At 37.2% G+C, this 23,349-nt stretch carries 21 protein-coding genes; 14 read left to right on the top strand and 7 right to left on the bottom strand.

Annotated features, from left to right (window positions below; translation table 11 throughout):
• From PR800_RS11760 to PR800_RS11785, 6 genes are all read right to left on the bottom strand, one after another.
• Window positions 1-1,014, bottom strand: a complete 1,014-nt coding sequence (locus PR800_RS11760) for a sulfate ABC transporter substrate-binding protein (protein ID WP_239979357.1) — start codon at window positions 1,012-1,014, stop codon at window positions 1-3.
• 616 nt (window positions 1,015-1,630) lie between these two features.
• Entirely contained in the window at window positions 1,631-2,608 is a 978-nt protein-coding gene (gene pfkA, locus PR800_RS11765) for a 6-phosphofructokinase (RefSeq protein WP_047756829.1), read from the bottom strand.
• 405 nt (window positions 2,609-3,013) lie between these two features.
• Window positions 3,014-3,958: a phosphatidate cytidylyltransferase gene (locus PR800_RS11770; RefSeq protein ID WP_166267052.1), complete on the bottom strand. Its 945-nt coding sequence runs from the start codon at window positions 3,956-3,958 to the stop codon at window positions 3,014-3,016.
• On the bottom strand, window positions 3,955-4,596 hold the full coding sequence (locus PR800_RS11775; RefSeq protein ID WP_166267054.1) for a lysophospholipid acyltransferase family protein: 642 nt from the start codon (window positions 4,594-4,596) through the stop codon (window positions 3,955-3,957). Before PR800_RS11775 ends, PR800_RS11770 begins: the two co-directional genes overlap by 4 nt.
• 237 nt (window positions 4,597-4,833) lie before the next feature.
• Window positions 4,834-5,586, bottom strand: coding sequence for a M48 family metallopeptidase (locus tag PR800_RS11780; RefSeq protein WP_166267056.1), 753 nt, complete (start codon window positions 5,584-5,586; stop codon window positions 4,834-4,836).
• A 222-nt stretch (window positions 5,587-5,808) separates the two neighbouring features.
• A complete protein-coding gene (locus PR800_RS11785; protein ID WP_195697906.1) occupies window positions 5,809-6,390 on the bottom strand; it encodes a HutD/Ves family protein in 582 nt (193 codons plus the stop codon).
• 161 nt (window positions 6,391-6,551) lie between these two features.
• On the opposite strand from PR800_RS11785, the gene PR800_RS11790 reads away from it, so the two are divergent.
• The gene (locus PR800_RS11790) at window positions 6,552-6,836 is read left to right on the top strand and encodes a type II toxin-antitoxin system RelB/DinJ family antitoxin (RefSeq protein WP_166267060.1); all 285 of its coding nucleotides are present in this window, start codon (window positions 6,552-6,554) and stop codon (window positions 6,834-6,836) included.
• Window positions 6,817-7,098, top strand: a complete 282-nt coding sequence (locus PR800_RS11795; RefSeq protein WP_210843139.1) for a type II toxin-antitoxin system YafQ family toxin — start codon at window positions 6,817-6,819, stop codon at window positions 7,096-7,098. The genes PR800_RS11790 and PR800_RS11795 overlap by 20 nt, the downstream gene beginning before the upstream one ends.
• A 294-nt stretch (window positions 7,099-7,392) precedes the next feature.
• Here PR800_RS11795 and PR800_RS11800 read toward each other — a convergent pair whose 3' ends face one another.
• Window positions 7,393-7,977: a Spy/CpxP family protein refolding chaperone gene (locus PR800_RS11800; protein WP_272530881.1), complete on the bottom strand. Its 585-nt coding sequence runs from the start codon at window positions 7,975-7,977 to the stop codon at window positions 7,393-7,395.
• Window positions 7,978-8,127: 150 nt separating this feature from the next.
• Between PR800_RS11800 and cpxR the strand changes: the two genes are divergently transcribed.
• The 12 genes from cpxR (at window position 8,128) to galE (ending at window position 23,285) form a co-directional block, all read left to right on the top strand.
• Entirely contained in the window at window positions 8,128-8,826 is a 699-nt protein-coding gene (cpxR, locus tag PR800_RS11805; protein ID WP_004265224.1) for an envelope stress response regulator transcription factor CpxR, read from the top strand.
• Entirely contained in the window at window positions 8,823-10,193 is a 1,371-nt protein-coding gene (gene cpxA / locus PR800_RS11810) for an envelope stress sensor histidine kinase CpxA (protein WP_004906999.1), read from the top strand. Before cpxR ends, cpxA begins: the two co-directional genes overlap by 4 nt.
• A 484-nt stretch (window positions 10,194-10,677) precedes the next feature.
• A complete protein-coding gene (locus PR800_RS11815; RefSeq protein ID WP_442959875.1) occupies window positions 10,678-12,222 on the top strand; it encodes a capsule assembly Wzi family protein in 1,545 nt (514 codons plus the stop codon).
• The gene (locus tag PR800_RS11820; RefSeq protein WP_272530884.1) at window positions 12,219-13,463 is read left to right on the top strand and encodes an EpsG family protein; all 1,245 of its coding nucleotides are present in this window, start codon (window positions 12,219-12,221) and stop codon (window positions 13,461-13,463) included. Before PR800_RS11815 ends, PR800_RS11820 begins: the two co-directional genes overlap by 4 nt.
• Before the next feature lie 19 nt (window positions 13,464-13,482).
• On the top strand, window positions 13,483-14,325 hold the full coding sequence (locus PR800_RS11825) for a glycosyltransferase family 2 protein (protein ID WP_272530885.1): 843 nt from the start codon (window positions 13,483-13,485) through the stop codon (window positions 14,323-14,325).
• Window positions 14,322-15,398 (top strand): glycosyltransferase family 4 protein, encoded by a 1,077-nt coding sequence (locus PR800_RS11830; protein ID WP_115168191.1) that lies wholly within the window; start codon window positions 14,322-14,324, stop codon window positions 15,396-15,398. Before PR800_RS11825 ends, PR800_RS11830 begins: the two co-directional genes overlap by 4 nt.
• A 696-nt stretch (window positions 15,399-16,094) precedes the next feature.
• Window positions 16,095-17,183 (top strand): glycosyltransferase, encoded by a 1,089-nt coding sequence (locus PR800_RS11835; protein ID WP_272530886.1) that lies wholly within the window; start codon window positions 16,095-16,097, stop codon window positions 17,181-17,183.
• Between the two features lies 1 nt (window position 17,184).
• Entirely contained in the window at window positions 17,185-18,243 is a 1,059-nt protein-coding gene (locus PR800_RS11840) for a DUF1972 domain-containing protein (RefSeq protein WP_272530887.1), read from the top strand.
• A gap of 296 nt (window positions 18,244-18,539) precedes the next feature.
• Complete coding sequence (locus PR800_RS11845; protein ID WP_272530889.1) at window positions 18,540-19,694, top strand: polysaccharide export protein; 1,155 nt, start codon at window positions 18,540-18,542, stop codon at window positions 19,692-19,694.
• Window positions 19,695-19,699: 5 nt separating this feature from the next.
• Window positions 19,700-20,128: an arsenate reductase/protein-tyrosine-phosphatase family protein gene (locus PR800_RS11850; protein ID WP_181489970.1), complete on the top strand. Its 429-nt coding sequence runs from the start codon at window positions 19,700-19,702 to the stop codon at window positions 20,126-20,128.
• A gap of 35 nt (window positions 20,129-20,163) precedes the next feature.
• Window positions 20,164-22,242 (top strand): polysaccharide biosynthesis tyrosine autokinase, encoded by a 2,079-nt coding sequence (locus PR800_RS11855; RefSeq protein WP_239979020.1) that lies wholly within the window; start codon window positions 20,164-20,166, stop codon window positions 22,240-22,242.
• A 17-nt stretch (window positions 22,243-22,259) separates the two neighbouring features.
• Complete coding sequence (galE, locus tag PR800_RS11860; RefSeq protein WP_272530891.1) at window positions 22,260-23,285, top strand: UDP-glucose 4-epimerase GalE; 1,026 nt, start codon at window positions 22,260-22,262, stop codon at window positions 23,283-23,285.
• The last annotated feature ends 64 nt before the right edge of the window (window positions 23,286-23,349 follow it).

Here is a 23,349-nt window from a genome sequence, read left to right on the forward strand (position 1 = left end):
TTAGCGTCGAATGATTTCGTCGAACACCCCCCCATTCGCAAAATGCGTTGCTTGTGCTAATTGCCAACCACCGAAACTGGCGTCTACCGTCAGCAACTTAAGCTCAGGGAACTGCTGCTGATATTTTTTAGCCACTTCCACATTTCGTGGACGATAATAGTTTCTCGCTGCAATTTCCTGCCCTTCCGCAGAATAAAGATGCTCTAGGTAAGCTTCTGCAACAGCCCTGCGGTCACGTTTATCGACAGTTTTATCAACAACAGCGACGGTTGGCTCAGCAAGAATCGAAATACTTGGCGTCACTATTTCAAACTGCCCGCTTTCCCCCAACTCATTGATAGCTAACAACGCTTCATTTTCCCAAGCAATTAATACATCACCTATGCCGCGTTCAACAAAACTATTGGTCGCACCACGAGCCCCTGAATCGAGTACTTCCACATTTTGATAAAGTTGTTTAACAAATTGCTTTGCTTTTTCAGGATCTTGCTGGTTTTTATCTAACGCATATCCCCATGCCGCTAAATAATTCCAACGTGCTCCGCCTGAGGTTTTTGGATTCGGTGTCACCACAGAGACGTCTTTGCGGACTAAGTCATCCCAGTCCTTAATATTTTTCGGGTTATCTTTACGGACTAGAAAGACGATAGTCGATGTATAAGGTGCTGAGTTATCGGGGAGTTTTTCTATCCAGTTTTTATCTATACGGCCACTTTGTGCAATAGCATCAACATCATAGGCTAAAGCCAACGTCACAACATCAGCTTCTAACCCATTCACTACTGATATGGCTTGCTTACCAGAACCCCCATGAGATTGCCGAATAGTGACAGTATCCCCCGTTTTCTTTTTCCAATAATCACTAAATTCCTGATTATATTGTTGATAAAACTCACGAGTCGGATCATAAGACACATTCAGTAATTGAATATTTTTCGCCCATGCCCCTGTCGCTAACAGCAATAACAATGCTGTGGTGAATTGTGATTTTGTTACCTGCCATGAACGTGCCATCTGCCTTTCCTCATTAAATTTATGATAAGGAGAGGCTGACAGATAGCACCAATTACGGGAAATAATTAAAAAGAAAAACTTATGCTTACGGGGAATATGTGAACAGGTAAGAGGGAGATTTAAGTTGTGACTAGGCGGCAAACGAGAATAGCTCGGGGATCATACATAAGTATGTGACTAGGGTTAGCGTGCGTAGCCAACACCCCCTACAGCTTGAAATATGACAAATATCCATCTTCTAAAGAGTTCAAGTTGTAGGTAGGCGGCAAGCAAAGCTAATCCCTAGGGGCATACACCAGTATATAACTAGGATTAGCGAGCGTCGCCAACAACGCTACAGTGCGAAATATGACAAATATCCATCTTCTAAAGAGTTCAAGTTGTAGGTAGGCGGCAAGCAAAGCTAATCCCTAGGAGCATACACCAGTATGTGACTAAGGTTAGCGAGCGTCGCCAACAACGCTACAGTCCGAAATATGACAAATATCCATCTTCTAAAGAGTTCAAGTTGTAGGTAGGCGGCAAGCAAAGCTAATCCCTAGGAGCATACATAAGTATGTGACTAGGGTTAGTGTGCGTAGCCAACACCCCTACAGCTTGAAATATGACGAAGATTTTAGTAAAGCTTCTTAGCCGTATCAAACCAATCCTTCTTAAAGACACGCTTCATATTCATAACCGCATCAATAATATCATGATGGACTAACTTCTCATTTTGAATACCTACGCAGCGCCCACCGTAACCTTCCAGTAGAAGTTGGATGGAATAAGCCCCCATGCGTGATGCTAAAATGCGGTCATAAGCAACTGGAGATCCGCCACGCTGGATATGGCCTAGAACCGTTGCACGTGTTTCGTGATGGGTTTCTTGCTCAATATATTTGGCTAACTCACCCACGTCACAAACGTGTTCAGTGATAGCAACGATTGCATGGCGTTTGCCTTTTTCAATACCGCGTTTGATTTCAGATAACAATTCTTCGCGATCGAACGCCATTTCTTGCTCAGGCAATACAAGGAATTCGCACCCGCCCGCGATCGCCGCAGATAATGTTAAATCACCACAGTAACGTCCCATCACTTCAACAATAGAGATACGTTTATGAGATGTAGAGGTATCACGCAAGCGGTCAATTGCTTCAACAACGGTTTCAAGTGCAGTAAAATAACCAATGGTGTAATCGGTTCCTGCAACGTCATTATCGATTGTACCTGGTAGACCAATGCACGGGAAGCCTGCTTCGGTCAGTGCTTTCGCACCCAAATAGGAACCATCACCACCAATAACGACTAGTGCATCAATATGATTTTTCTTCAGATTTTCAAAGGCTATTGCACGTACTTTTTCATCACGGAATTGTGGGAAGCGAGCTGAGCCTAAAAAGGTGCCACCGCGGTTGATCATATCCGACACGCTATACCGGTCTAATTGTTTCATGCGGTTTTCATATAGGCCAAGGTACCCGTCAAAAATACCCATGACTTCTAAACCTTCACCCAATGCCGCACGAACCACACCGCGGATCGCTGCATTCATGCCTGGCGCGTCACCACCACTCGTTAAAACCCCAATTCTTTTAATCTGCTTGACCATGATGACCTCTGATTAATGAACATAAAATTGCAAACCGATAAAACCGTTACGCTGTTAATCTTTTTAACGCTAATTACACTGACTTACCAGTGCTGAATTGATTCACCTAGCAGCATAATACGGCAAAGAGTGAATTATGCATCTGCTTTCCATCAAGCTTTTATGTTTTATTGTGATCCAGTTTACATAATTCTAGCCGATCACCCCAATAGGTAAATCTTTCAATGTAAAAAAAGCTCTAGAGTACAAACTGAAGCGAATTACCCTAGTTGAATCTTAGTTTGAAATAAAAATTAAGTATTGATGATAACACTTAAATTCCTTCGATGCTGTACCTATAAAACAAAAGAAAAGCACCATTTGGTGCTCTTTGGGTGAACGAACAAAAACGAAAATAAAATAGGGCTATGTATAGTAATAACGCGTTAAATGGAAAAAAATAGGCGCAGCAAAACACAATGAGTCAATGCGATCCAGCATCCCACCATGCCCTTCAATAATAGCCCCAAAATCTTTAATACCACTATCACGCTTAATTGCTGACATACATAATCCTCCCACAAACCCCATAATGGTAATCGCTAATGACATCAGCCCTGCAACCCACCAGCTAAACGGGGTTACCCAGTAGAGGCAAATACCAATTAATACTGAAGATAATATTCCGCCAATAAAACCTTCAATTGTCTTATTTGGGCTCAACTTAGGCACAATAGGCCGCTTACCCATTAACTTGCCAAAAACATACTGCAACACATCTGAAATTTGCGTCACAATAATCAAGAAAAGTAATAGTTTTACATTTTCGCCTTCATAGCCTTGAATATTCAGCATCAATAACGCAGGAACATGGCTTAAACAGAAAACAGCCACCAACATCCCCCACTGAATTTTTGCAGTGCGTTCAAGAAAATGAAAGGTATCTCCAGCTAAAGCAATACGGGTGGGCAAGAAAAGGAATACAAAAACAGGCACGAAAATTGAAAATAACCCATACCATTCAATACCTACCAAGACATATTGCAATGGAATAAAAACAAAAAAGCACCAAAATAAAGCTTCATGGTCACTTCGTCGTGTTGGCGTTAAGGTAATAAACTCTCTGAGTGCAAAGAACGATATCAGCGCAAATAAGATCACCACACCTATGTTGCCAAGTACCACAGCAAGCACACAAATAATGCACATGACCCACCATGCGCGGATACGAGCATTTAAATTATCAATGGTTGGGTTACTTTTTTCACCTGAATAACGGTATGCAAGGATACCACCAATAACACTGGCAAATACCAGTATCCCAAACACACCTGACAATAGTAATACTAACTCCCTGTCCCCAATACTCATGGCATTAGCTCCTCAAGTGCTTCTTTTGCTCGCTGCAAAAAGGCGATTTTATTTTCATTTTCCATGATAGGTACTAAAGGCTTACCAACGATAGCTGAACAAATCACAGGCACAACAAGCTTTGACCCCTTCGGTAATACACGATTTAAATTTTCCAAATACACTGGAACAACTTCAACATCAGGGTATTTTTTCGCGAGATAATAGAGCCCACTTTTAAATTGGCTTAAAGTTTCCCCATCACCGCGGGTGCCTTCAGGAAAAAAGATCAATGAATGCTTTGACTCTAATACTGATTCTAAGGGAGCTAATATATTATTCTGTGCAGGCTTATCACCTTTTCTGTCGACCAATACCGCCCGAAAAACCTTATTAACTAAGTAACGCCGAAATGGCGTCTTAATCCAATAATCCTTAGCGGCAACAGGGTGAACAAAATGGCGCATTAAAGGTGGTAACCCAGACCAAATAACCAAACCATCAAGATGGCTGGAATGATTGGCATAATAAATACGCGAGTTCATTGACGGTTGGCATCCCACCCAGCGTGTGCGAACACCGGTTAATAAACGGCAGGTTCCCGATAACAGCATGCCCATTCCCTTAGCTAAAAGAGAAATTCTCTGCACTTTTTCCATCTTTTTTCCTTGCTAACGTTTTATCAAACGAAAATTTGCAAAATTACGAAAAGACCTGAATATCGTTTAATTAACAAGATAGAGAGTCAGTTACAGGAGTACAACGGGATAAGTTCTGATTTGTAATATAAGAAAAGTAATATTGAGATAAACAGCAGGAAACAAATGATTGGTGTAGCAATATATCATCACATTACTACACCAGAACGACATCCAACTAACATCAATAATTAAATATTATTTTTTGTCAGCAGCAATACGGTCACGGATGTTTTGTGCACGCTCGCTTGATGGTGGGTGAGAATCAAACATACTTGTTTCACTGCTACCCATTTTTGCTAATTTTTCAAAACCAGTCACTAAACCGTCAGTTTTAACACCGCGTTTTTTCAGTAAATCGTAAGAGAAGTTATCTGCTTCACTTTCTTGGTGCTGAGAAAACTGTGAGTTAATCAGTTTTTCACCCAGAGCAGCAACTTGTGATGCGCTCAGTTGTTCTACTACGCCACCAGCTGATGATGCAGCAGTACGTGCAGCAACCGTTGCATAAGCAACTTGCATAGCTTTACGTGTATGACCTAATGCAACGTGGCCCATTTCATGGCCTAAAACACCTTCAACTTCATTGTCATTCATCACATCCATCAGGCCGCTGTATACGCGAACACAACCATTCGCCATCGCCCATGCGTTTACATCGCTAGTCATATAAACTTTATAGTTTACTGGGGTACCATCAACTTCGTTGCCCAATGCTTTTGCGATTTTATCTAAACGTTTTGCATATTTGCTAGACGCTGGTGCAATTTTGTTTTGCGCATCCATTTCTTTACATGATTCATCACTGAATTTCTTAACGTCTGCATCACTCAATGTTGCCGCTTGGAATAATTGCATGCCTGAGTTAGTCAACATCCCTTGGTCTAAATTTTTACAACCCGTTAAAATGACAGCAGAAACAGCAACTGCCACAAGCGCTTTCATCTTCATAGAACATTTTTCCTGTAGTATATAAGTATTATTTTTTAACAACGCTAAAGACTATGAATTTTGCGAAAAATAACAATAGGAATAAAGCCATAATTATGTAATATATGAATTTGATAACGTTTTGGCTAAAATTGCAAAATGGGCAGAATATTATTCCAACAATAAGCGCCATATAAGTGTCATACAAATACCAATTAAAATTCAGAGTAAAAACGAACTTAACTATTTAATAAATAACTCAATAATGCAAAAATCATTTTCTATATTTTGCTCAATAGTAAATTGAAGAACTTCTCGATTTTCTTTGACTAGTAAAGTCTCAAATGGTTTTAAATAAAAGGAATCTGAATTAATTTTCATCCCTAGACTGGGAGCAATATTAAAAATTAAGATCTCGCTAGCTCCGCTCACCCAAGAGTTAATAAGCTCAGTATTCACCCATTGTAAGCGCGCTTGATATTTTTCAGGGTTATAGATGACATTAAAATCACGAATTGCACCTTGGATAAGTTCTGCATAAACTTCGCTGTCCCCATTAAAAGCAAAAAATTCTTTTTGCTGTAATGTCACTGCTGGGTTCTTATCCACATGTAAAATAAGCCCTCCTCCTTCCAGTACGCCAATAATACGTTGCCGATTCTGGAAAAACGAAAATGCTCCCGCGGTTTTAACATCGGCAATCGACACTCGCCAATCAAAATCATCTAAACCTTCACCATGACTGCGAGCCAGTTCAAGCGTCGACCCTTGGCCATTTTTCCAAGGCATATTGCGATAATCTTGTGTCGTTAATATCTGAGTCATAAAGAGAGCCCTACTTTGGTGGATACATTGTTTTTATAGTAAGAATGAGAGATGAAAATAGCAGACTTTCAACAAAAAAACGTCTATTAAAAAATCAATTTTAAATTGTAGCCCGCATGTGCTACGATTTAATTGTTCATCATAAGAAGAGGATAACAGTAATGGCCAATACTCAACACAAAACAGATATTGTCAGAGCGAGAATTGAACCTAAAGTCAGGGAAAATGCTGAAGCAGTGCTATCTGAATTAGGGATTAGCATGTCTGATGCTATTCGTATTTTCGTCAAGCAAATATCATTGAGACAAGCTTTTCCGATTGAGTTAAAAACACCAAACTCAATTACATTAGAAGCTATTAATGCACCAACTACAGACGAAATATTTGACTCTGCTGATGACTTATTTAGCCAAGTGAGCAAGTCCGATGCTAAAAATTCGCGTTAAATCCCAATTCAAAAAAGACTTAAAAAAGTCGTTATCTGACAAAAAAAGAAATACTCAGCTATTAAAAGAGTTAATCGATAACCATCTGTGCATTACTGGCTCTGTTCCAGCAGAATATTTGCCTCATCCCTTAAAAGGAAACTGGAAACCTTGCTATGAATGCCACATACAACCCGATTTTTTATTAATTTGGGATATAGACTACCAAACCAATGAAATCATATTAGTTCGCTGTGGCTCGTATTCTGAATTATTTGGCTAATTCATCACATTTTCCAACCTAAAATAATTAAATTGAAGTGGGTGACCGTCCACTTTCCGTCCACCTCGGCGAACTTTGATGAACTTTCAGAGCCTTTTAATAAGTCATAACCCTATGTTTTTAAAAAATTTATTTGTTTTTGAGATAAAAAAAAGCCCCTAAAAGGGGCTATAAAAGACAGGGATGGTGTCTATGGCAAGGAAAAACTTCACTTATTGCTACTTCACTACTTACTATGGAACTCAGGATATGAAACTAACTAACTTGCATTACTACGGGTACTAACAACTAAACTTACTGAAACTGCATCGCTTGAAATTCCGACATTTTGTATTGCTGCATTTCTTGTTGGTGAATATGTTCAAGCTCTGTTTTCTGTTCTGGCGTTAATAACTGGTACAATTCATGGTGAATTCGAGCCATTTCAACACGTTGTTCCAGTTCTTTTTGCATTCGTTTTTCAAGCTCTTCACGAACCGCTTTGTCATCAAAGCTATCCGCTATAATTAATTTGTGCAGTGCTTCACGTTCTTTAACTAAAGCAGTGTTATCAACATGATAATGGCGCTGTGTTGCCATTAAATCGCGTAATTGCTGACGCTGTTTTTCATTTAACGTGATACCATTAAACATAAAGGTACTGGCACGTTCTTCACTGCTAGATAACTCATGATGTTGGAAAGGTACAACCGCATGGCCCGTTGGCGCTGTTGGCTCAGACTGCATCTGTAACATCAAAGGTGTTGAACTTTCATTTGCAGCACTTTTTGGTTCTTCTGCAAAAGCAACCGTTGGCCCGAACACAAACGCAGAAGCTAAAACTAACATTGCGGTTTTATGTACTGTATTATGTACTTTGCTATGCGTTGTTCTCAGCATTTGACACCTTGTCTCCGAACTGTGCTCGTGATTCAATGTGAACAAATATACACCTGTGGCTGCAAACTAGCGTCAGAGCATGTAAAAGAACGTAAAGTCATGGAATCGTACAGATTGTTATCGTATTTTGGCAGTTGGAGGACTTAAAAAATGCATAAAATCCTATTAGTTGATGACGACCGTGAACTCACGTCGCTATTAAAAGAACTGCTGGAAATGGAAGGTTTCAATGTTGTCATCGCCTATGATGGTGAACAGGCATTACAACAAATTGACTCATCCATTGACCTGTTACTGCTTGATGTCATGATGCCGAAAAAAAATGGTATTGAGACATTAAAAGAACTGCGCCAAATCCATCAGACCCCCGTTATCATGTTAACGGCTCGCGGTAGTGAGTTAGATAAGGTTCTGGGCCTAGAATTAGGTGCAGACGACTATCTACCTAAACCGTTCAATGACCGTGAACTGGTCGCGCGTATTCGCGCTTTATTACGCCGTTCTAACTGGAGCGAGCAAACTCAAGGCGACAATAGCAATACCCCTGTTTTACAAGTTGATAAACTGCAACTTAACCCAGGTCGCCAAGAAGCCAGCTTTGATGATGAAATTTTGGACTTAACAGGCACCGAATTTACGTTGTTATATCTGCTCGCACAGCACCTAGGCCAAGTGGTTTCTCGTGAACACCTTAGCCAAGAAGTACTTGGTAAGCGCTTAACACCGTTTGACCGTGCTATTGATATGCATATTTCAAACTTACGTCGCAAACTTCCAGAACGCACTGATGGCCAGCCGTGGTTTAAAACCTTACGTGGCCGCGGATACTTAATGGTTTCTGCCACATGATCAACAGCTTAACCGCAAGGATCTTTGCGATCTTCTGGTTTACCCTCGCACTAGTATTAATGCTAGTGCTGATGGTGCCCAAGCTCGACTCTCGGCAAATCACCGTCCTTATGGAAAGTGAACAACGCCAAGGGGAGATGCTTGAACAGCATATTGAAGCCGAACTCGCACAAGCTCCGATGAACGACCTACTTTGGTGGCGGCGTATTTCTAACGCCATCAAAAAATGGGCGCCTCCCGGCCAACGCTTGATTATCGTCACCAGTGAAGGCCGTGTGATTGGCGCAATGCCAAGTGAAATGCAGGTGATACGTAACTTTATTGGGCAGTCCGATAACGCGGATCACCCGAAAAAGAAAAAATATGGACGAGCCGAAATTCTCGGGCCATTCTCCATTCGTGATGGGGAAGACCACTACCAGCTGTATTTAGTTCGCCCAGCAAGCAGCCCACAATCTGACTTTATTAACTTATTGTTTGATAGGCCTTTCTTATTACTGATCGCCACAATGCTGATCAGTGCTCCGTTATTATTATGGTTATCTTGGAGCCTTGCCCGCCCCGCTCGTAAGTTAAAAATGGCGGCAGACGATGTAGCGAAAGGAAATTTACGGCCACACCCAGAGCTAGAAGCCGGCCCACAAGAGTTCTTGTCTGCGGGAAATAGCTTTAACCAGATGATCAGTGCCCTTGATGGTATGGTTAGCGCCCAGCAACGCTTAATCTCTGATATTTCTCATGAACTACGGACTCCACTGACACGTTTGCAACTGGCAACAGCCTTATTACGCCGTCGCCATGGTGAAAGTAAAGAGCTAGAACGCATCGAAACCGAGACCCATCGCCTAGATAGCATGATTAACGATTTACTGGTGTTATCCCGTAGCCAGCACAAAAACGAGATCTTGCGTGAAAATATCAAAGCCGATGAACTTTGGGGCGATATCTTAGATGACGCTAGCTTTGAAGCCGAACAGATGAACAAAACCCTCGAGGTCACTTCTCACCCTGGGCCTTGGCCGTTATATTGCAACCCTTCCGCTGTCGGTAGTGCATTTGAAAATATTGTGCGTAACGCATTACGTTATTCACATACGCACATTGCTGTTGATTTCAAAGAAGAAAATAACGGTATTTTAATCACTGTCGATGATGATGGCCCGGGTGTTAGCCCTGCTGACCGCGAGCACATTTTCCGCCCGTTCTACCGCACAGATGAAGCTCGAGACCGAGAAACAGGTGGAACTGGTTTAGGCCTTGCAATTGTTGAAACCGCAATAACACAACATAAAGGTTGGGTTAAAGCGGATGATAGCCCATTGGGTGGTTTAAGGTTACAAATCTGGTTACCTGAGCACGGACGTTAGCCCCCCTAAACCTAGGCCTTCTTTTAAAAGAGAAGGCCTTTGATATTCACCCACAAAATAAATCTAGCGCCTAGAATGTTCTTATATTGCATCTAAAACCCATAATTCCCAAACAAAATACTAATATATAACTCCATTTATAGCGTATTCTCCATTCAATATAAAAATAATCAATAAGATAAAAAAAAATTATTAACATATAACACCAAAAACATACATATTGCTTTATATCTTAATATGTTAACAAGTCCTATACCTTGCATATTTATCTGATATTCTGCTTTACATAGTTAAAGTGTGATGATTTCTATTTTATAGAAGGCACAGAAGCCCAACCTAATAGCTATTTTGGTACTTATAATAATAGGCTGCTAATAATCATATTTTAATTCTATTTATAGATTTTATTTATCTATTCAATATTAGGCGAACTCAACTTCAAATGGATTTATCAATGAAAAATTTCAAGCTCACCAAGCTAGCAATGCTTGCTGTCCTCGGTGCTATAAGTGCACAAAGCGTTGCAGGGGGATTAGTTCTACCAGATAACAACTTACGCAGTGACCTTGCTTGGCTTTCTGAACGCAACATTATCCAAATTAGTTTATCCACTTGGCCGCTGTCCCAAGAAGAGATCACCCGTTCTTTAAATAATGCAAATATTACGAATAGTGAGCAAGAAGCCATTATTCAGCGCATTAAAAAGAACCTCGACCGTAAGAAAAACAGCGTTCAGCTAGAAACTCACTTTGCATCTAGCCATAACTCCATGCCACAAGGCTTTGCCCAAAGTGAATATAGTGACATTCGCTATACCGTTTCAGGCAACTACAGCACTGACGATGTAGACTTAAACCTAACGGCTAATGGCGAACGGGCTTTACGCGTTGAAAATGGTTCTGACTACAACCTCAACGGCTCATATGGTGGTGTAAAAATTTGGAACCAATGGGTAACTTTTGGTGAAATCCCACAATGGTGGGGCCCCGGTCACGACGGCAGTTTAATTCGTACTGATGCCGCACGCCCTATGACCGGTTTCTTAATTCAGCGTGCTGACCAAAGCCCTTTTGAAACTCCATGGCTTTCTTGGATTGGTTCGTGGCAATATCAGTTAACAGCGGCACAATTCAAACAGTATGACCCCAAAAATACTGTAGCAACTAATATACCTGTAATTAAAACTGAGCCTATCAATTGGATTTTTAAAAGATTTAATTTTTTATTAAAATACAGATCATTACAATCAAGTTATAAAAAAATTCTTAGTATTTATACTAGATATCAAATTAGTGAAATCTTTATACACTACCCTGTGCATGAAAAAGAAGCACTCTATATGAAGGCAGCTAAAAAACTAAAAATAAAAATAAATTTTTATGAGGAAGGAAGTTGCTTTTATACTGACCGTAGAGGAAGAAAACTAGATGTTTATAGTAGGTTAAAGTTTTTTATACGAAAATCACTCCTAAAATGCCTAAGTATTAACTATGGATATCAATTAAATGCTGATGGCTGGTATTCTATATTACCTGTAAAAAAACAGCCAAATCACCTTATAAAAATATCATATAAAAAAATCGAGTGTCCTAACTTAAAATATTTATTTTTATCTCGTCCCGTTTTTGATGATTACCCTTCAATTTCTTTTGATTTATATATTCAATCCATAATAAAATTCATAAATACAATGCCTAAAAATGAAACACTATTTATTAAATTTCATCCTAGGGAATCACTAGATAATCAAAGAAAGACAATTGATAAATTAAATAGCTATTCTTCCTATATTGAGGTAAAAAAACTCGATTTAAATATAGCTGCCGAAGATATTGTATACAATATGGAAAAAGGCAGTTCAGTTTGTGCTTTTGACTCATCAACACTAATATATGGCAATTCAATAAATTCAAATATTAAATTTCATTCAGTACTAAATCATATTTATATGTATGATGAAATGAATGAGCTTAGTAATTTATACTCGCTATATACCAAAAAATTTAGCCATATTGAATATATAAAATGAATAACAACCTGAAGAAAGTTGATACTTTTACTTTCATAACAGTGTTAAGTATCGCTATACTATGTTTATTACCTTTTTCTCCATATCTATCTTTAATTTTATGTTTTCCTCTTCTTACATTGCTAGAAATTGAAAGTGTTAAAATAAAGAGTTTCTCAGTATTTTTCATTCTTATTTTTATTATATTAATTTCATATTTAGGAGCATCCAGGGGAATATTTGAAACACCTAACGATGACCTAGCTGACTACTATAAAAATTTCATTGCTCTTTCTAAAGGTAATCTCTATGCTCTTTTCGAATTTGGCTTTGGAGTAGAAATAGGTTTACCTTTTTTAAGTTTTTTACTTTCTATTGTGGCACCATATGCCCCCCCCCGTGTTTTTTTACTGTTCCACCTTATTATAATAAATACATTGTATGTTTTATTTATATACAAATACTCGAAAGTTGTTAATATTAAATACAAATCACTACTACTACTAACTTGTTTCCTTTTTTTAGGATATACCGCTGAAGCAAATTTATTGAGGCAGTCTTATTCTTCAATTTTTCTTCTATTTGCATTATTTTCAAAAAATAACAAACAAAAAGTACATTACATTATTATTTCAATGACATTTCATCTATCATCAATTCTATTATATTTTGCCTTCAACTATATATATAGAATAAACTTAAAAAAACTATTGATTTTACTTGCAGCATCACTCCTAACAGCAATATTTTTTGCGTCATTTATTTTGCCAATTTTAGTCCAATATCCTCAAATTAAAATTGATGCTTATATAAATGGTGATGGTGTTAATATTGAAACCATTTTATCAATCTATAAAGAGTTTATAATTATATTTCCCATTTCATTATTTTTATTTATCATTAATAAAATAGATATAAAATACATGTACATGCTAGTAGCATGGTTTGTAATCACATGTATCCTAGAATTTTTAATGTCTGGTATATCCCTAAGGATTAACCACATGATAATTACATTTTTGGTTGGCCCTATTTTATATACAACATTCACGAAATTAAAAAATACAGCTATTGTATTTGCATTTGTTATCATACCATTAATTTTTATATTGAAGATATATTCATTTGTTAACAATAAAAATGAGATGGCTTTATTTTCTGATGGAAATTATTTTTACAGTACACCATTTGAATATGTCGATTTTTTAACTCAAGATATATCTAATAACAAACGAGACTGGAAACGTCTTAATTATGAATAGTATTATAGCGAGTCACTTTATGAAATTTTCACTTATTCTCTGTACTCTAGGAAGAACAGATGAAGTCGCTCTATTTTTAGAATCCCTAAGTTTACAAACTTACCAAAACTATGAACTTATTATTATTGACCAAAATAAGGACGATAGATTAAAAAAAATACTGTCTGATTCATCAATTCAAGATAGTAAGATTTTGCATATTGTGCAATCAGTTCCTGGTTTATCTAGGGCCAGAAATGTTGGCATTCAGCATGCCTCAGGTAATATTATAGCATTCCCTGACGATGATTGTACCTATGATATAGATGTATTAGAAAAAGTAGCATTTTTTTTTACACATAACTCAAATAAACCACTAGCTCTAAGTGTCAACACTCGAGATATTAATTCAAGTTTTTCTCTAATTTTCTCCCCTAAAAATGAATGTTCATTTAGCAAAGATAAATTACTAGGGTGCTCTTTTACTCTTTTTTTCAGTAAAGAAGCCTCAAATATGCTTTTTGATGAACGCTTAGGTGTAGGTTCGGGATTCATTTGGGGAGCTGCAGAAGAAAATGATTTTCTTTACAGATTTTTAACATCTGGTGGTGAAGGATACTATCTACCTTCACCAACCGTTTTTCATCCAGCTAAAGAAAATGATACTTTAGATGTAACAAGAGCATATTTATACGGAGGAGGCTTTGCTGCTTTTAGATTGAAAAACAATGGGTTGGTTAGATTTATTAAGAGTAGCCTTTTAATATTCGTTGATATTTTTAAAAATTTAATTCTAGGGAAATGGAAAAAAGCGTCTTTTAAATTCATTTTCCTTTTGGGATACTTTGTTGGTGGATTGGCATGGAAAATAGCAAATAAATGAAAAAAATACTGATCATTGCACCAAGCTCAATATACGGTGGAGGTGAAGTTTATGTAAAAAACCTCATCAACTATATAAATAAAAACTATATTATTATAGTTGGAGCTTGTAATGAAAGATTAATAAATGAAATTAACAATAATGTTAATTTCATTTTTAAAGTTAAACCATCCACCTCTCAAGCCAATAAGCTTTACAATAATTTGTTAATTAATTACTACTCTTTTAAATATAATGTAGATATTATTTTTTTAAATGGACTCCCCGAATCGGCTCTTTATGCTTTTACCTTATTAAAAAAGAATATAGTTTGCATTGGTCACAGTAATGAGAGTCACTTGCGATATATTAATGACCAACATGGGTTGAAAAATTTCTTATTAAAAACATTATTTAAGCTTTCATTTAAAAAATTAAAATTATTTATTGCCATTAATGAGCAAGCAAAGAGTAATTTATTATATTTTTTCCCTAAATATAAAAAATCTCAAGTTATATATAATGGCGTTCCTGAAATGGTGATTGAAAAGAAAAAAAACAATGATTTTACAGTGGGAAGGATATGTCGATTACTCCCTGATAAAAATGTAAAACTAGCTATTGATAGCATGAAAAAAATCAATAAGGCATCTTTGATTATTGCAGGTGAAGGACCTGAAAAAAACAAACTGGAAGAACATGCCAATAGAAGTAAAATAGACGTAACATTTTTAGGGCATTGTAATGCTGCTGATTTCTTTTCAAAAATTGACGTAATGCTATTAACCACCCCCTCAAATAGTGACGGAGATGCAACTCCACTCGTAATTTTAGAATCGATGTCAGCAGGCATTCCTGTCATATCAACAAAAGTTGGAGGGGTACCTGAACTAATTGAACATATGGTAACAGGTATTTTATGCGAAGATACTCCAGAAAGTTTTTCAAACGCAATAAATTTATTATTACATGATGAGATGTTATATCAAACAATATCCCATAACAGCAGAAATGCTTATATTGAGCGTTTTAGTTCCAAAATTACATTTGAACAAACACTATCTGAAATTAATAAACACACTAGTAATAATTAATATATTTATGATCACATACAATATATCAGATCAATAATATTGAAAAATATTATAGTTTAATACTGTCACTTACACTTGAATTTAAAAATAATTTGCTGCTTATCTATTTATTTTTTGTTATTAAAATCACACGTTAGTTATATAATACAATTCCAATAAAGCAATTAGTACATCATCTATTATTCTGTATTCTAGATAGGATAAAAAATTGATATTCGCATTCATTTTCCTTATGCAAAGTAAAAGCGATTTTTTAATTTAATCCAAATATTTAATATTCATTCTTTTAGGTAATGATAGATCTACAGGTTCACATTCAAAGTTGTGTGTAAGATTCAATCAATAGTTTAGAAAAGGGAATAAAATTGAAAACAAAGTAGGAATAGATGATTTGCTCATATTGAAGGAATAGGAGGGTAATTATTGATGATGACAAAATCATTAGATCATATTTTAGTATTCACCCCGAAAACCATAATTTTGCAGATTTAGACATACTGATACGAAATCAAGGCGTGAATCATAGAGATATTAATATTGATTCAGATTGCTGGGTAGGCGCTAAAGTAACTATACTAATGCTACAATTATTAGAAATGGCTGTGTTATTGCAGCAAAAGCTGCAGTCAATTCAACTTTTCCTGATAATGTGGTTATTGCTGGGATTTCAGCAAAAATAATTAAAAGAAGGAACTGATGAAAAAACAATCTTTTTTCTTTGTGCATTTATTTAATGACTACAGTGGAAGCCCTTTAGTACTGAAAAACATGATAAATGCAATAAAAAAATCAGGTGAAAGCATTACATTATTGACAAGTAAACATAGTGGATTTTTATCAAATATTAGCGAGACCAGTTACATTAGATTATTTTATAAATACTCTAATATTAAATTAATAACTTTTTTTTTCTTTACATTATCTCAAATTGATGTATTTTTGAAACTTTCAGTTAATATATTAATTCATCGATTTAAAAAAAATAAATGCACTGTAGTTATTAATACCGTATTACCTTTTTCTGCAGGTTTAGCTGCGTTTTTGTTTGCCAATCGAACAATTTATTACATTCATGAAACACACATCAAACCAAAATTATTAAATAAGCTACTACTTTTTGGTGTTCGTAAATTTTCGGATGAAATAATATATGTTTCTAACTACACAAAAGACGCCATTGACATTCAAAAAAATTGTATTGTCATTCCTAATCCATTAAGAAATGACTTTAATTTAAATCCTAGTCTTGATTTTCATGCTAAACATAATGATAAAAATGTCTTTTTTTCAGGCTCACTTAAAGCATACAAGGGTATATATAATTTCATAAAAATTGCTGAACATTGTCCACAAATTAATTTCATTGCAGCTCTAAATTGCCATGAAACTGATTTTCATGAATTTGTAACTAAGTATCATCATCAAAACATCTCTTTTTTTCATAGACCAAACTTTATTAAATCACTGTATGAAAAATCATTCATTATTCTAAACTTATCAATTCCTGAGGATTGGACTGAAACATTTGGATTATCAATCCTTGAAGGTATGTCGTATGGGTGTGTTCCTATCGTTCCCCCTGCCGGAGGGCCTTTAGAAATTGTTAATCCTGATTTCGGATATTATATTCATTCAAATCATGTAGACAAAATTTCAAAAATAATAAATGATTTATCTTGCAATTATAACGAATGGTATAAAAAATCACAGTCAGCTTTAAATAAGTCTAATGAATTTAGTTTTCAAGAATATACAAAATCTATTAATAATTTTTTAGGAATATAGTGTGAAAGTTATTTCAATTGTAGGAACTGTTGGATTACCGGCTTGTTATGGTGGCTTTGAGTCTTTAATTGAAAATTTGACCAAGAACTCATCAGGTGATATTAAATATAAAGTTTTTTGCTCATCGCAGTTTTTCAAAAATAAAATAAATGCCTATAACAATGCTGATTTAATATATATACCTTTAAATGCAAATGGTATTCAAAGCATTTTTTATGACATTATTTCATTAATAAAAACTTTGTTCTATAAAAATGACGTGACCTTGATATTAGGTGTATCGGGTTGTTTATTCTTGCCTTTTTATAAATTCTTTTCAAAAGCAAAAGTCATAACTAATATCGATGGTTTAGAGTGGAAACGCGATAAATGGGGGGCTGTGGCTAAATGGTTTCTAAAACGTTCTGAGTATTTTGCAGTAAAATACTCGGATATAATTATATCTGATAATCAAGCAATCGCTGATTATGTTAATCAAAGCTATAATTTGTCATCTGAGGTAATAGCATATGGGGGGGATCATGCTATTATATCCAACCATATTGAGAATACTAGCCCAACTGGAGATTATTATCTTTCCATTTGTAGAATAGAGCCAGAAAATAATATCTCACTCATTTTAGAGTCCTTTTCTGCCAGTAAAAGAAAAATTAAATTCATAGGGAATTGGAAAAATTCTGTTTATGGCCAGTGCTTATATAAAGAATATTCACAATATGAGAATATAGAACTAATAGACCCCATTTATGACATATCAACCCTTTATAATTATAGAATAAATTGTAAAGCATATATACATGGACATTCCGCAGGGGGAACAAACCCTTCGTTAGTTGAAGCTATGCATATTGGCAGACCCATTTTAGCATTTGACTGTGACTTCAATAGGTATTCAACTGACAATAAAGCTTTATATTTTTCAAACGATAACTCACTTTTAAAATTAATTGAAGATACAGATGATAATATGCTTGTATCTAACTCTGAAAAAATGAAAGAAATTGCTATTGAAAAATATACTTGGAGTAAAATAGCCACACAATATGAAAGCCTTTATTAATAATATGTAAACTTGTTATGAAACTATAAATAGACTATTAAATATCATTTTTATCGAACTATAGCCAGACACTTTAACTAATCGTATAGTATAAGAATCAGTAACTTAGTCGTAAAAAATCTTTACAAAGAGAGTGTCCAATATAATTAACCTACAATGCAACGTTAATATCTTCTTTTCCAAAGATTGCTCTCTATAAGCTTCCTTAGAAATTATATTAAAAACGTATAAGTGTGATGATGATAACTCCCACTACTTATATTTTATCTAAACATTTTTTATCATAGGATGGACTTGTGCTTAGTAAGCATCTCTCACTTACATTACTAACCGCCAGCATTTTACTTACAGGCTGCACCGTCACCCCCGGCGCCTATGTATCAACCTCAGGCAAAAATGTGGTTGATACGGGTGACCGTGACATTACTAAATTGGTTGATATCTATCCAATCTCACCAAAATTATTGGATGATATGTACACCGCTCCAACCATTGCTAAACCGAATGCGCAGTTAGAAAAGCAACTGACTCACTATGAATATCGCGTGGGTGCAGGCGATGTATTAACCATTACAGTTTGGGATCACCCTGAACTGACTATCCCTGCGGGTTCTTACCGTAGTGCACAAGACTCGGGTAACTGGGTTCACTCTGACGGCACCATCTACTACCCATATATTGGTAAAGTCAAAGTGATCGGTAAAACCGTCACCGAAATCCGTACCCTGATCAGCAACCGCTTAGCCACCTATATCGAATCCCCACAAGTGGATGTCAGTATCGCAGCCTTCCGCTCGCAAAAAATGTATGTCTCTGGCGAAGTTGCCAAACCGGGTACGCTGCCTATCACTAACGTCCCACTGACTATCTTAGAAGCCTTTAATAATGCCGGCGGCTTAACCGAAAAAGCCGATTGGGATAATGTGGTGCTTACCCGTAATGGCAAAGAAATCAAAGTCTCATTACAAGATTTAGTACAGTACGGCGATTTAACCCAAAACTACCTGATGCTGCCGGGTGATGTGCTGTATGTACCACGTAATGATAGCCAGAAAGTGTTTGTAATGGGTGAAGTCGGTCAACCAACGACCTTAACTATTGACCGCGCAGGTATGAGTATTACTGAAGCCCTAAGCAAAGCGAGCGGGATAGACCAAACAACCGCTAATGCAACAGGCGTATTTGTTATTCGCCCAATTAAAAACCAACCAGCGGAAGACAAAGAACTTGAAGCCCTGTTACCGAAAAAAATGGCCGCGGTATATCAGCTAGACCTATCAGATGCGACATCGCTTGTAATGGGTACTGAATTTAAACTACAGCCTTATGACTTAGTGTATGTTACCGCAGCACCTGTGGTACGTTGGAACCGTCTAATCACTCAGTTATTACCAACTATCGCTTCATATAATCAATTAACCGAAGGTACCAAGCGTATTCACGACTGGTAATCGATATGTTTAATAATATTCTCGTTGTTTGTATGGGAAATATCTGCCGCTCTCCTACGGGGGAGCGTTTATTGCAACGCTATTTTCCCGAAAAAACGGTTCATTCCGCGGGTATTATCGCCAAAAATGACATGCCAGCTTATGACAGTGCTATTCGGATTGCCGAGCAACATAGCCTTTCCCTTGAAAACCATCAATCACGTCGCTTAACTAGCGAATTATGTAATAAAGCAGACTTAATCCTAGTGATGGAAAACGAACATATTGCTAAAATCCACCAACAGTTTCCTGAAACTCGCGGCAAAGTGATGTTATTTGGGCAATGGATCAATAAAACCGAAATCCCTGATCCGCACAAACGCAGTGATGAAATGTTTGAACATGTTTACCAGTTGATGGAAAAAGCCTCGATGACTTGGCAAGGCAAAATTTAATTTTATTTATTGGACGACTTAACATTTAACCTATTATGAACACAACAAAGAATAGCTCCCCTGCCTCAGATGAAATCGATCTGCTCGCTCTGTTTAAAGTTTTGAAATCCAACACCATTAAAATTGGGTTTTTTACTGTGTTTTTTGCCGCTATTGCAATAGCATATAGCCTATTAGCAACACCAATTTACCAAGCCAATGCGACCTTACAGTATGATAAATTAGGCCAAGTCTCATTACTCGACCAAATGAGTGATGTCATGCCATTTGGTAACAGCAATAACCAAGTAGACTCTGAAATTGAAGTCATCAAGTCCCGCATGGTGTTGGGTAAAACCGTTGCAGACCTGAACTTAGACACGCAAACAGCCCCTGAAGGCTTTGTCAGTAAGTTACTGGGTGAAGTGGCTCCCGTTCATGTTGACCTATTTCAAGTACCTGAAAACTTAATTGGCCAGCCATTTACCCTGACTTATTTAGGGGATAACAATTATTCCCTAAATGTGGATGGCCAAGTTTTGCAAGGTAAAGTCGGTGAAGTCCTTAAACAAAGTGAAATTAACTTATTGATTTCCAGTTTCACGGCTGAAACTGGTGAAGAATTTGCATTAATCAAAAATGCCCGTTACTCCACCATTGAAGACTTACGCAACACTCTAACCATCGCTGAAGTCGGTAAAGGCACTGGTATTATCAGCTTAGCCATTAAAGGTGCGGATAAAGTTGAGAATGTTAACATCCTCAACAGTGTTATCCAAAACTATGTAGACCAAAATACCGAACGTAAGAAAGAGGTCACAAACAATACACTCGTATTCTTAGATGACTATTTACCTACAATTAAAAATAAATTAGGTAACTACGAAAATCAGTTAAATGCCTTTCGTAAAAAGAATGAATCCATTGACCTTTCTTTAGAAGCCAAAGCTGCTTTAGATACTGCTTTGCAGGTCGAAGAAAAGCTTAATGAGCTAACCTTTAAAGAAGTGGAAATTCAGCAGTTATATACTCGTAACCACCCCGCTTATCAGTCCCTGTTAGATAAACGCCAGCAACTGTTACGTGAAAAAGAAAAAATCAGTAAAAATATCCAAAAACTACCGAATACCCAACAAGAAATCGTCCGTTTAACCCGCGATGTTGAAGCAGAGCAGGCCATCTACACCCAATTAGTGGCAAAACAGCAGGAACTCAGCGTGTTGAACTCCGGTATTACGGCCGATGTGCGTATTATTGACTCCGCAGAGTCCCAACCAAATGCTGTGGCACCGAAAAAATCGCTGATTGTTGTTCTTGCCACTATCCTTGGCTTTATTATCGGCTGTGCGTATGTAATTGCCCGCGAGTTCTTTAATAATAAAATTAAAAGCACGGAAGATATCGATGCATTGGGTGTCAATGTGTATGCCACTATCCCTTTCTCTAATTATGAGAAAAAACTCATTGAAGCCGGCAATAAGAGCCCATTAGCGATAGAAAACCCAGCGGATACCGCTGTGGAAGCCATCCGCTCACTGCGTACCAGTGTGTACTTCTCAGTGATGAACCAAGGTAACAACCTCGTTATGGTCACCAGTGCGTCTCCAGGGGTGGGAAAAAGTTTTGTTACCTCCAATATGGCGGTGGTGCTGGCTAATGCAGGTAAGAAAGTATTATTAATCGATACCGACTTACGTAAAGGCCGTTTACACAAAGCCTTTGGGTTAAACAATAAAGCAGGCTTATCTGAATACTTATCACAGCAAAGTTTAGAATCACCCACTATTCATGCTAACGTGATTGAAAACCTTGATGTGATTTGCCGTGGTAAAAACGTCACTCACTCCTCTGAGTTATTAATGGGTGAGCGCTTTAAGCAGTTATTAGATAAAGTCAAAAACCAATACGATATTGTGGTGATCGATACCGCACCAATCTTAGCCATTACTGACTCCGCAATTATTGGTAAATATGTCGGTACTTCATTGTTAATTGCTTTCTATGGTGTGAATACCGTGAAAGATGTTGATTTATCGCTAAAACGCTTTAAGCAAAATGATATCGAAATTACGGGTGTGATCCTAAATGGAATCGATGCAAGGTCTGACGACTATAACTACCATTACGAATATTAAAACTCAGGAATATTGCGATGCATAATCAACAAGTTCTCGTCACTGGTGGCCTTGGCTACATTGGTAGCCACACCTGTGTGCAGATGATCCAGCAAGGGATGCAACCGGTTATTCTAGATAACTTGCATAATGCCAACCTTGAAGTACTTAACCGTATTGAAGCTATCACTGGTGTTAAACCCACCTTTTATCAAGGTGATGTCCGTGATGGGCAAGTTCTAGCGTCTATTTTTGCTAATCATCAAATCCAGTCAGTGATCCACTTTGCTGGGTTAAAAGCCGTTGGTGAGTCGGTTGAAAAACCAATTGAATACTATGATGTTAATGTCAATGGCACGTTGGTATTAGTCGAAAGCATGAAAAAAGCAGGTGTTAAGAGCCTGATTTTTAGCTCATCAGCGACCGTATATGGTGACCCTGAAGAAGTACCGTTAACAGAAAAATCCAAAGTCGGTGGGACTACCAACCCATACGGAACCAGTAAGTATATGGTTGAACGTATCCTTTCGGATTTATATATTGCGGAAGATGACTGGTCACTGACCTTACTGCGTTATTTTAACCCTGTTGGTGCACACCCATCGGGAACCATGGGTGAAGACCCGCAAGGTATTCCAAATAACTTGGCACCGTTTGTTTCCCAAGTCGCTGTAGGACGCCGCCCACAAGTCATGGTATTTGGTAATGATTACCCAACACCGGATGGTACTGGCGTACGTGACTATATTCACGTAATGGATTTAGCGGATGGCCATATTGCCGCCCTGAATAAAGTTAGCCAGCAAGCGGGATTACATGTCTACAATCTTGGAACAGGAACTGGCACAAGTGTGCTAGAAATTATTACTGCGTTCGAAAAAGCAGCAGGTAAGCCAATTAAATATGAGATTGTAGCAAGGCGTCCCGGTGATATTGCGGAATGTTGGTCTAGCCCAGAGAAAGCATTGAAAGATTTAAACTGGAAAGCGCAGTATTCTATCCAAGATATGGTCAATGATAGCTGGCGTTGGCAGTCCATGAACCCTAATGGTTATAACAGCTAACCTCAACGAGTTATTTCACAAACGAGCCTCTATGGCTCGTTTTTTGTTTTCAGGGTGCAAATAA

It is taken from the genome of Providencia sp. PROV205, assembly GCF_028479505.1.
In the GTDB taxonomy this organism is placed as follows: domain Bacteria; phylum Pseudomonadota; class Gammaproteobacteria; order Enterobacterales; family Enterobacteriaceae; genus Providencia; species Providencia huaxiensis.

Bases quoted from the DNA above. Each gene is read 5' to 3' on its own strand.
- PR800_RS11795 (WP_210843139.1), top strand. From the start codon at position 6,817: ATGCTAAAAATTCGCGTTAAATCCCAATTCAAAAAAGACTTAAAAAAG.
- PR800_RS11835 (WP_272530886.1), top strand. From the start codon at position 16,095: ATGAAAAAACAATCTTTTTTCTTTGTGCATTTATTTAATGACTACAGT.
- cpxA (WP_004906999.1), top strand. From the start codon at position 8,823: ATGATCAACAGCTTAACCGCAAGGATCTTTGCGATCTTCTGGTTTACC.
- PR800_RS11850 (WP_181489970.1), top strand. From the start codon at position 19,700: ATGTTTAATAATATTCTCGTTGTTTGTATGGGAAATATCTGCCGCTCT.
- PR800_RS11780 (WP_166267056.1), bottom strand. From the start codon at position 5,586: ATGAAGATGAAAGCGCTTGTGGCAGTTGCTGTTTCTGCTGTCATTTTA.
- cpxR (WP_004265224.1), top strand. From the start codon at position 8,128: ATGCATAAAATCCTATTAGTTGATGACGACCGTGAACTCACGTCGCTA.
- PR800_RS11815 (WP_442959875.1), top strand. From the start codon at position 10,678: ATGCTTGCTGTCCTCGGTGCTATAAGTGCACAAAGCGTTGCAGGGGGA.
- galE (WP_272530891.1), top strand. From the start codon at position 22,260: ATGCATAATCAACAAGTTCTCGTCACTGGTGGCCTTGGCTACATTGGT.
- PR800_RS11830 (WP_115168191.1), top strand. From the start codon at position 14,322: ATGAAAAAAATACTGATCATTGCACCAAGCTCAATATACGGTGGAGGT.
- PR800_RS11820 (WP_272530884.1), top strand. From the start codon at position 12,219: ATGAATAACAACCTGAAGAAAGTTGATACTTTTACTTTCATAACAGTG.
- PR800_RS11855 (WP_239979020.1), top strand. From the start codon at position 20,164: ATGAACACAACAAAGAATAGCTCCCCTGCCTCAGATGAAATCGATCTG.
- PR800_RS11785 (WP_195697906.1), bottom strand. From the start codon at position 6,390: ATGACTCAGATATTAACGACACAAGATTATCGCAATATGCCTTGGAAA.
- PR800_RS11770 (WP_166267052.1), bottom strand. From the start codon at position 3,958: ATGAGTATTGGGGACAGGGAGTTAGTATTACTATTGTCAGGTGTGTTT.
- PR800_RS11775 (WP_166267054.1), bottom strand. From the start codon at position 4,596: ATGGAAAAAGTGCAGAGAATTTCTCTTTTAGCTAAGGGAATGGGCATG.
- pfkA (WP_047756829.1), bottom strand. From the start codon at position 2,608: ATGGTCAAGCAGATTAAAAGAATTGGGGTTTTAACGAGTGGTGGTGAC.
- PR800_RS11825 (WP_272530885.1), top strand. From the start codon at position 13,483: ATGAAATTTTCACTTATTCTCTGTACTCTAGGAAGAACAGATGAAGTC.
- PR800_RS11790 (WP_166267060.1), top strand. From the start codon at position 6,552: ATGGCCAATACTCAACACAAAACAGATATTGTCAGAGCGAGAATTGAA.
- PR800_RS11800 (WP_272530881.1), bottom strand. From the start codon at position 7,977: ATGCTGAGAACAACGCATAGCAAAGTACATAATACAGTACATAAAACC.
- PR800_RS11760 (WP_239979357.1), bottom strand. From the start codon at position 1,014: ATGGCACGTTCATGGCAGGTAACAAAATCACAATTCACCACAGCATTG.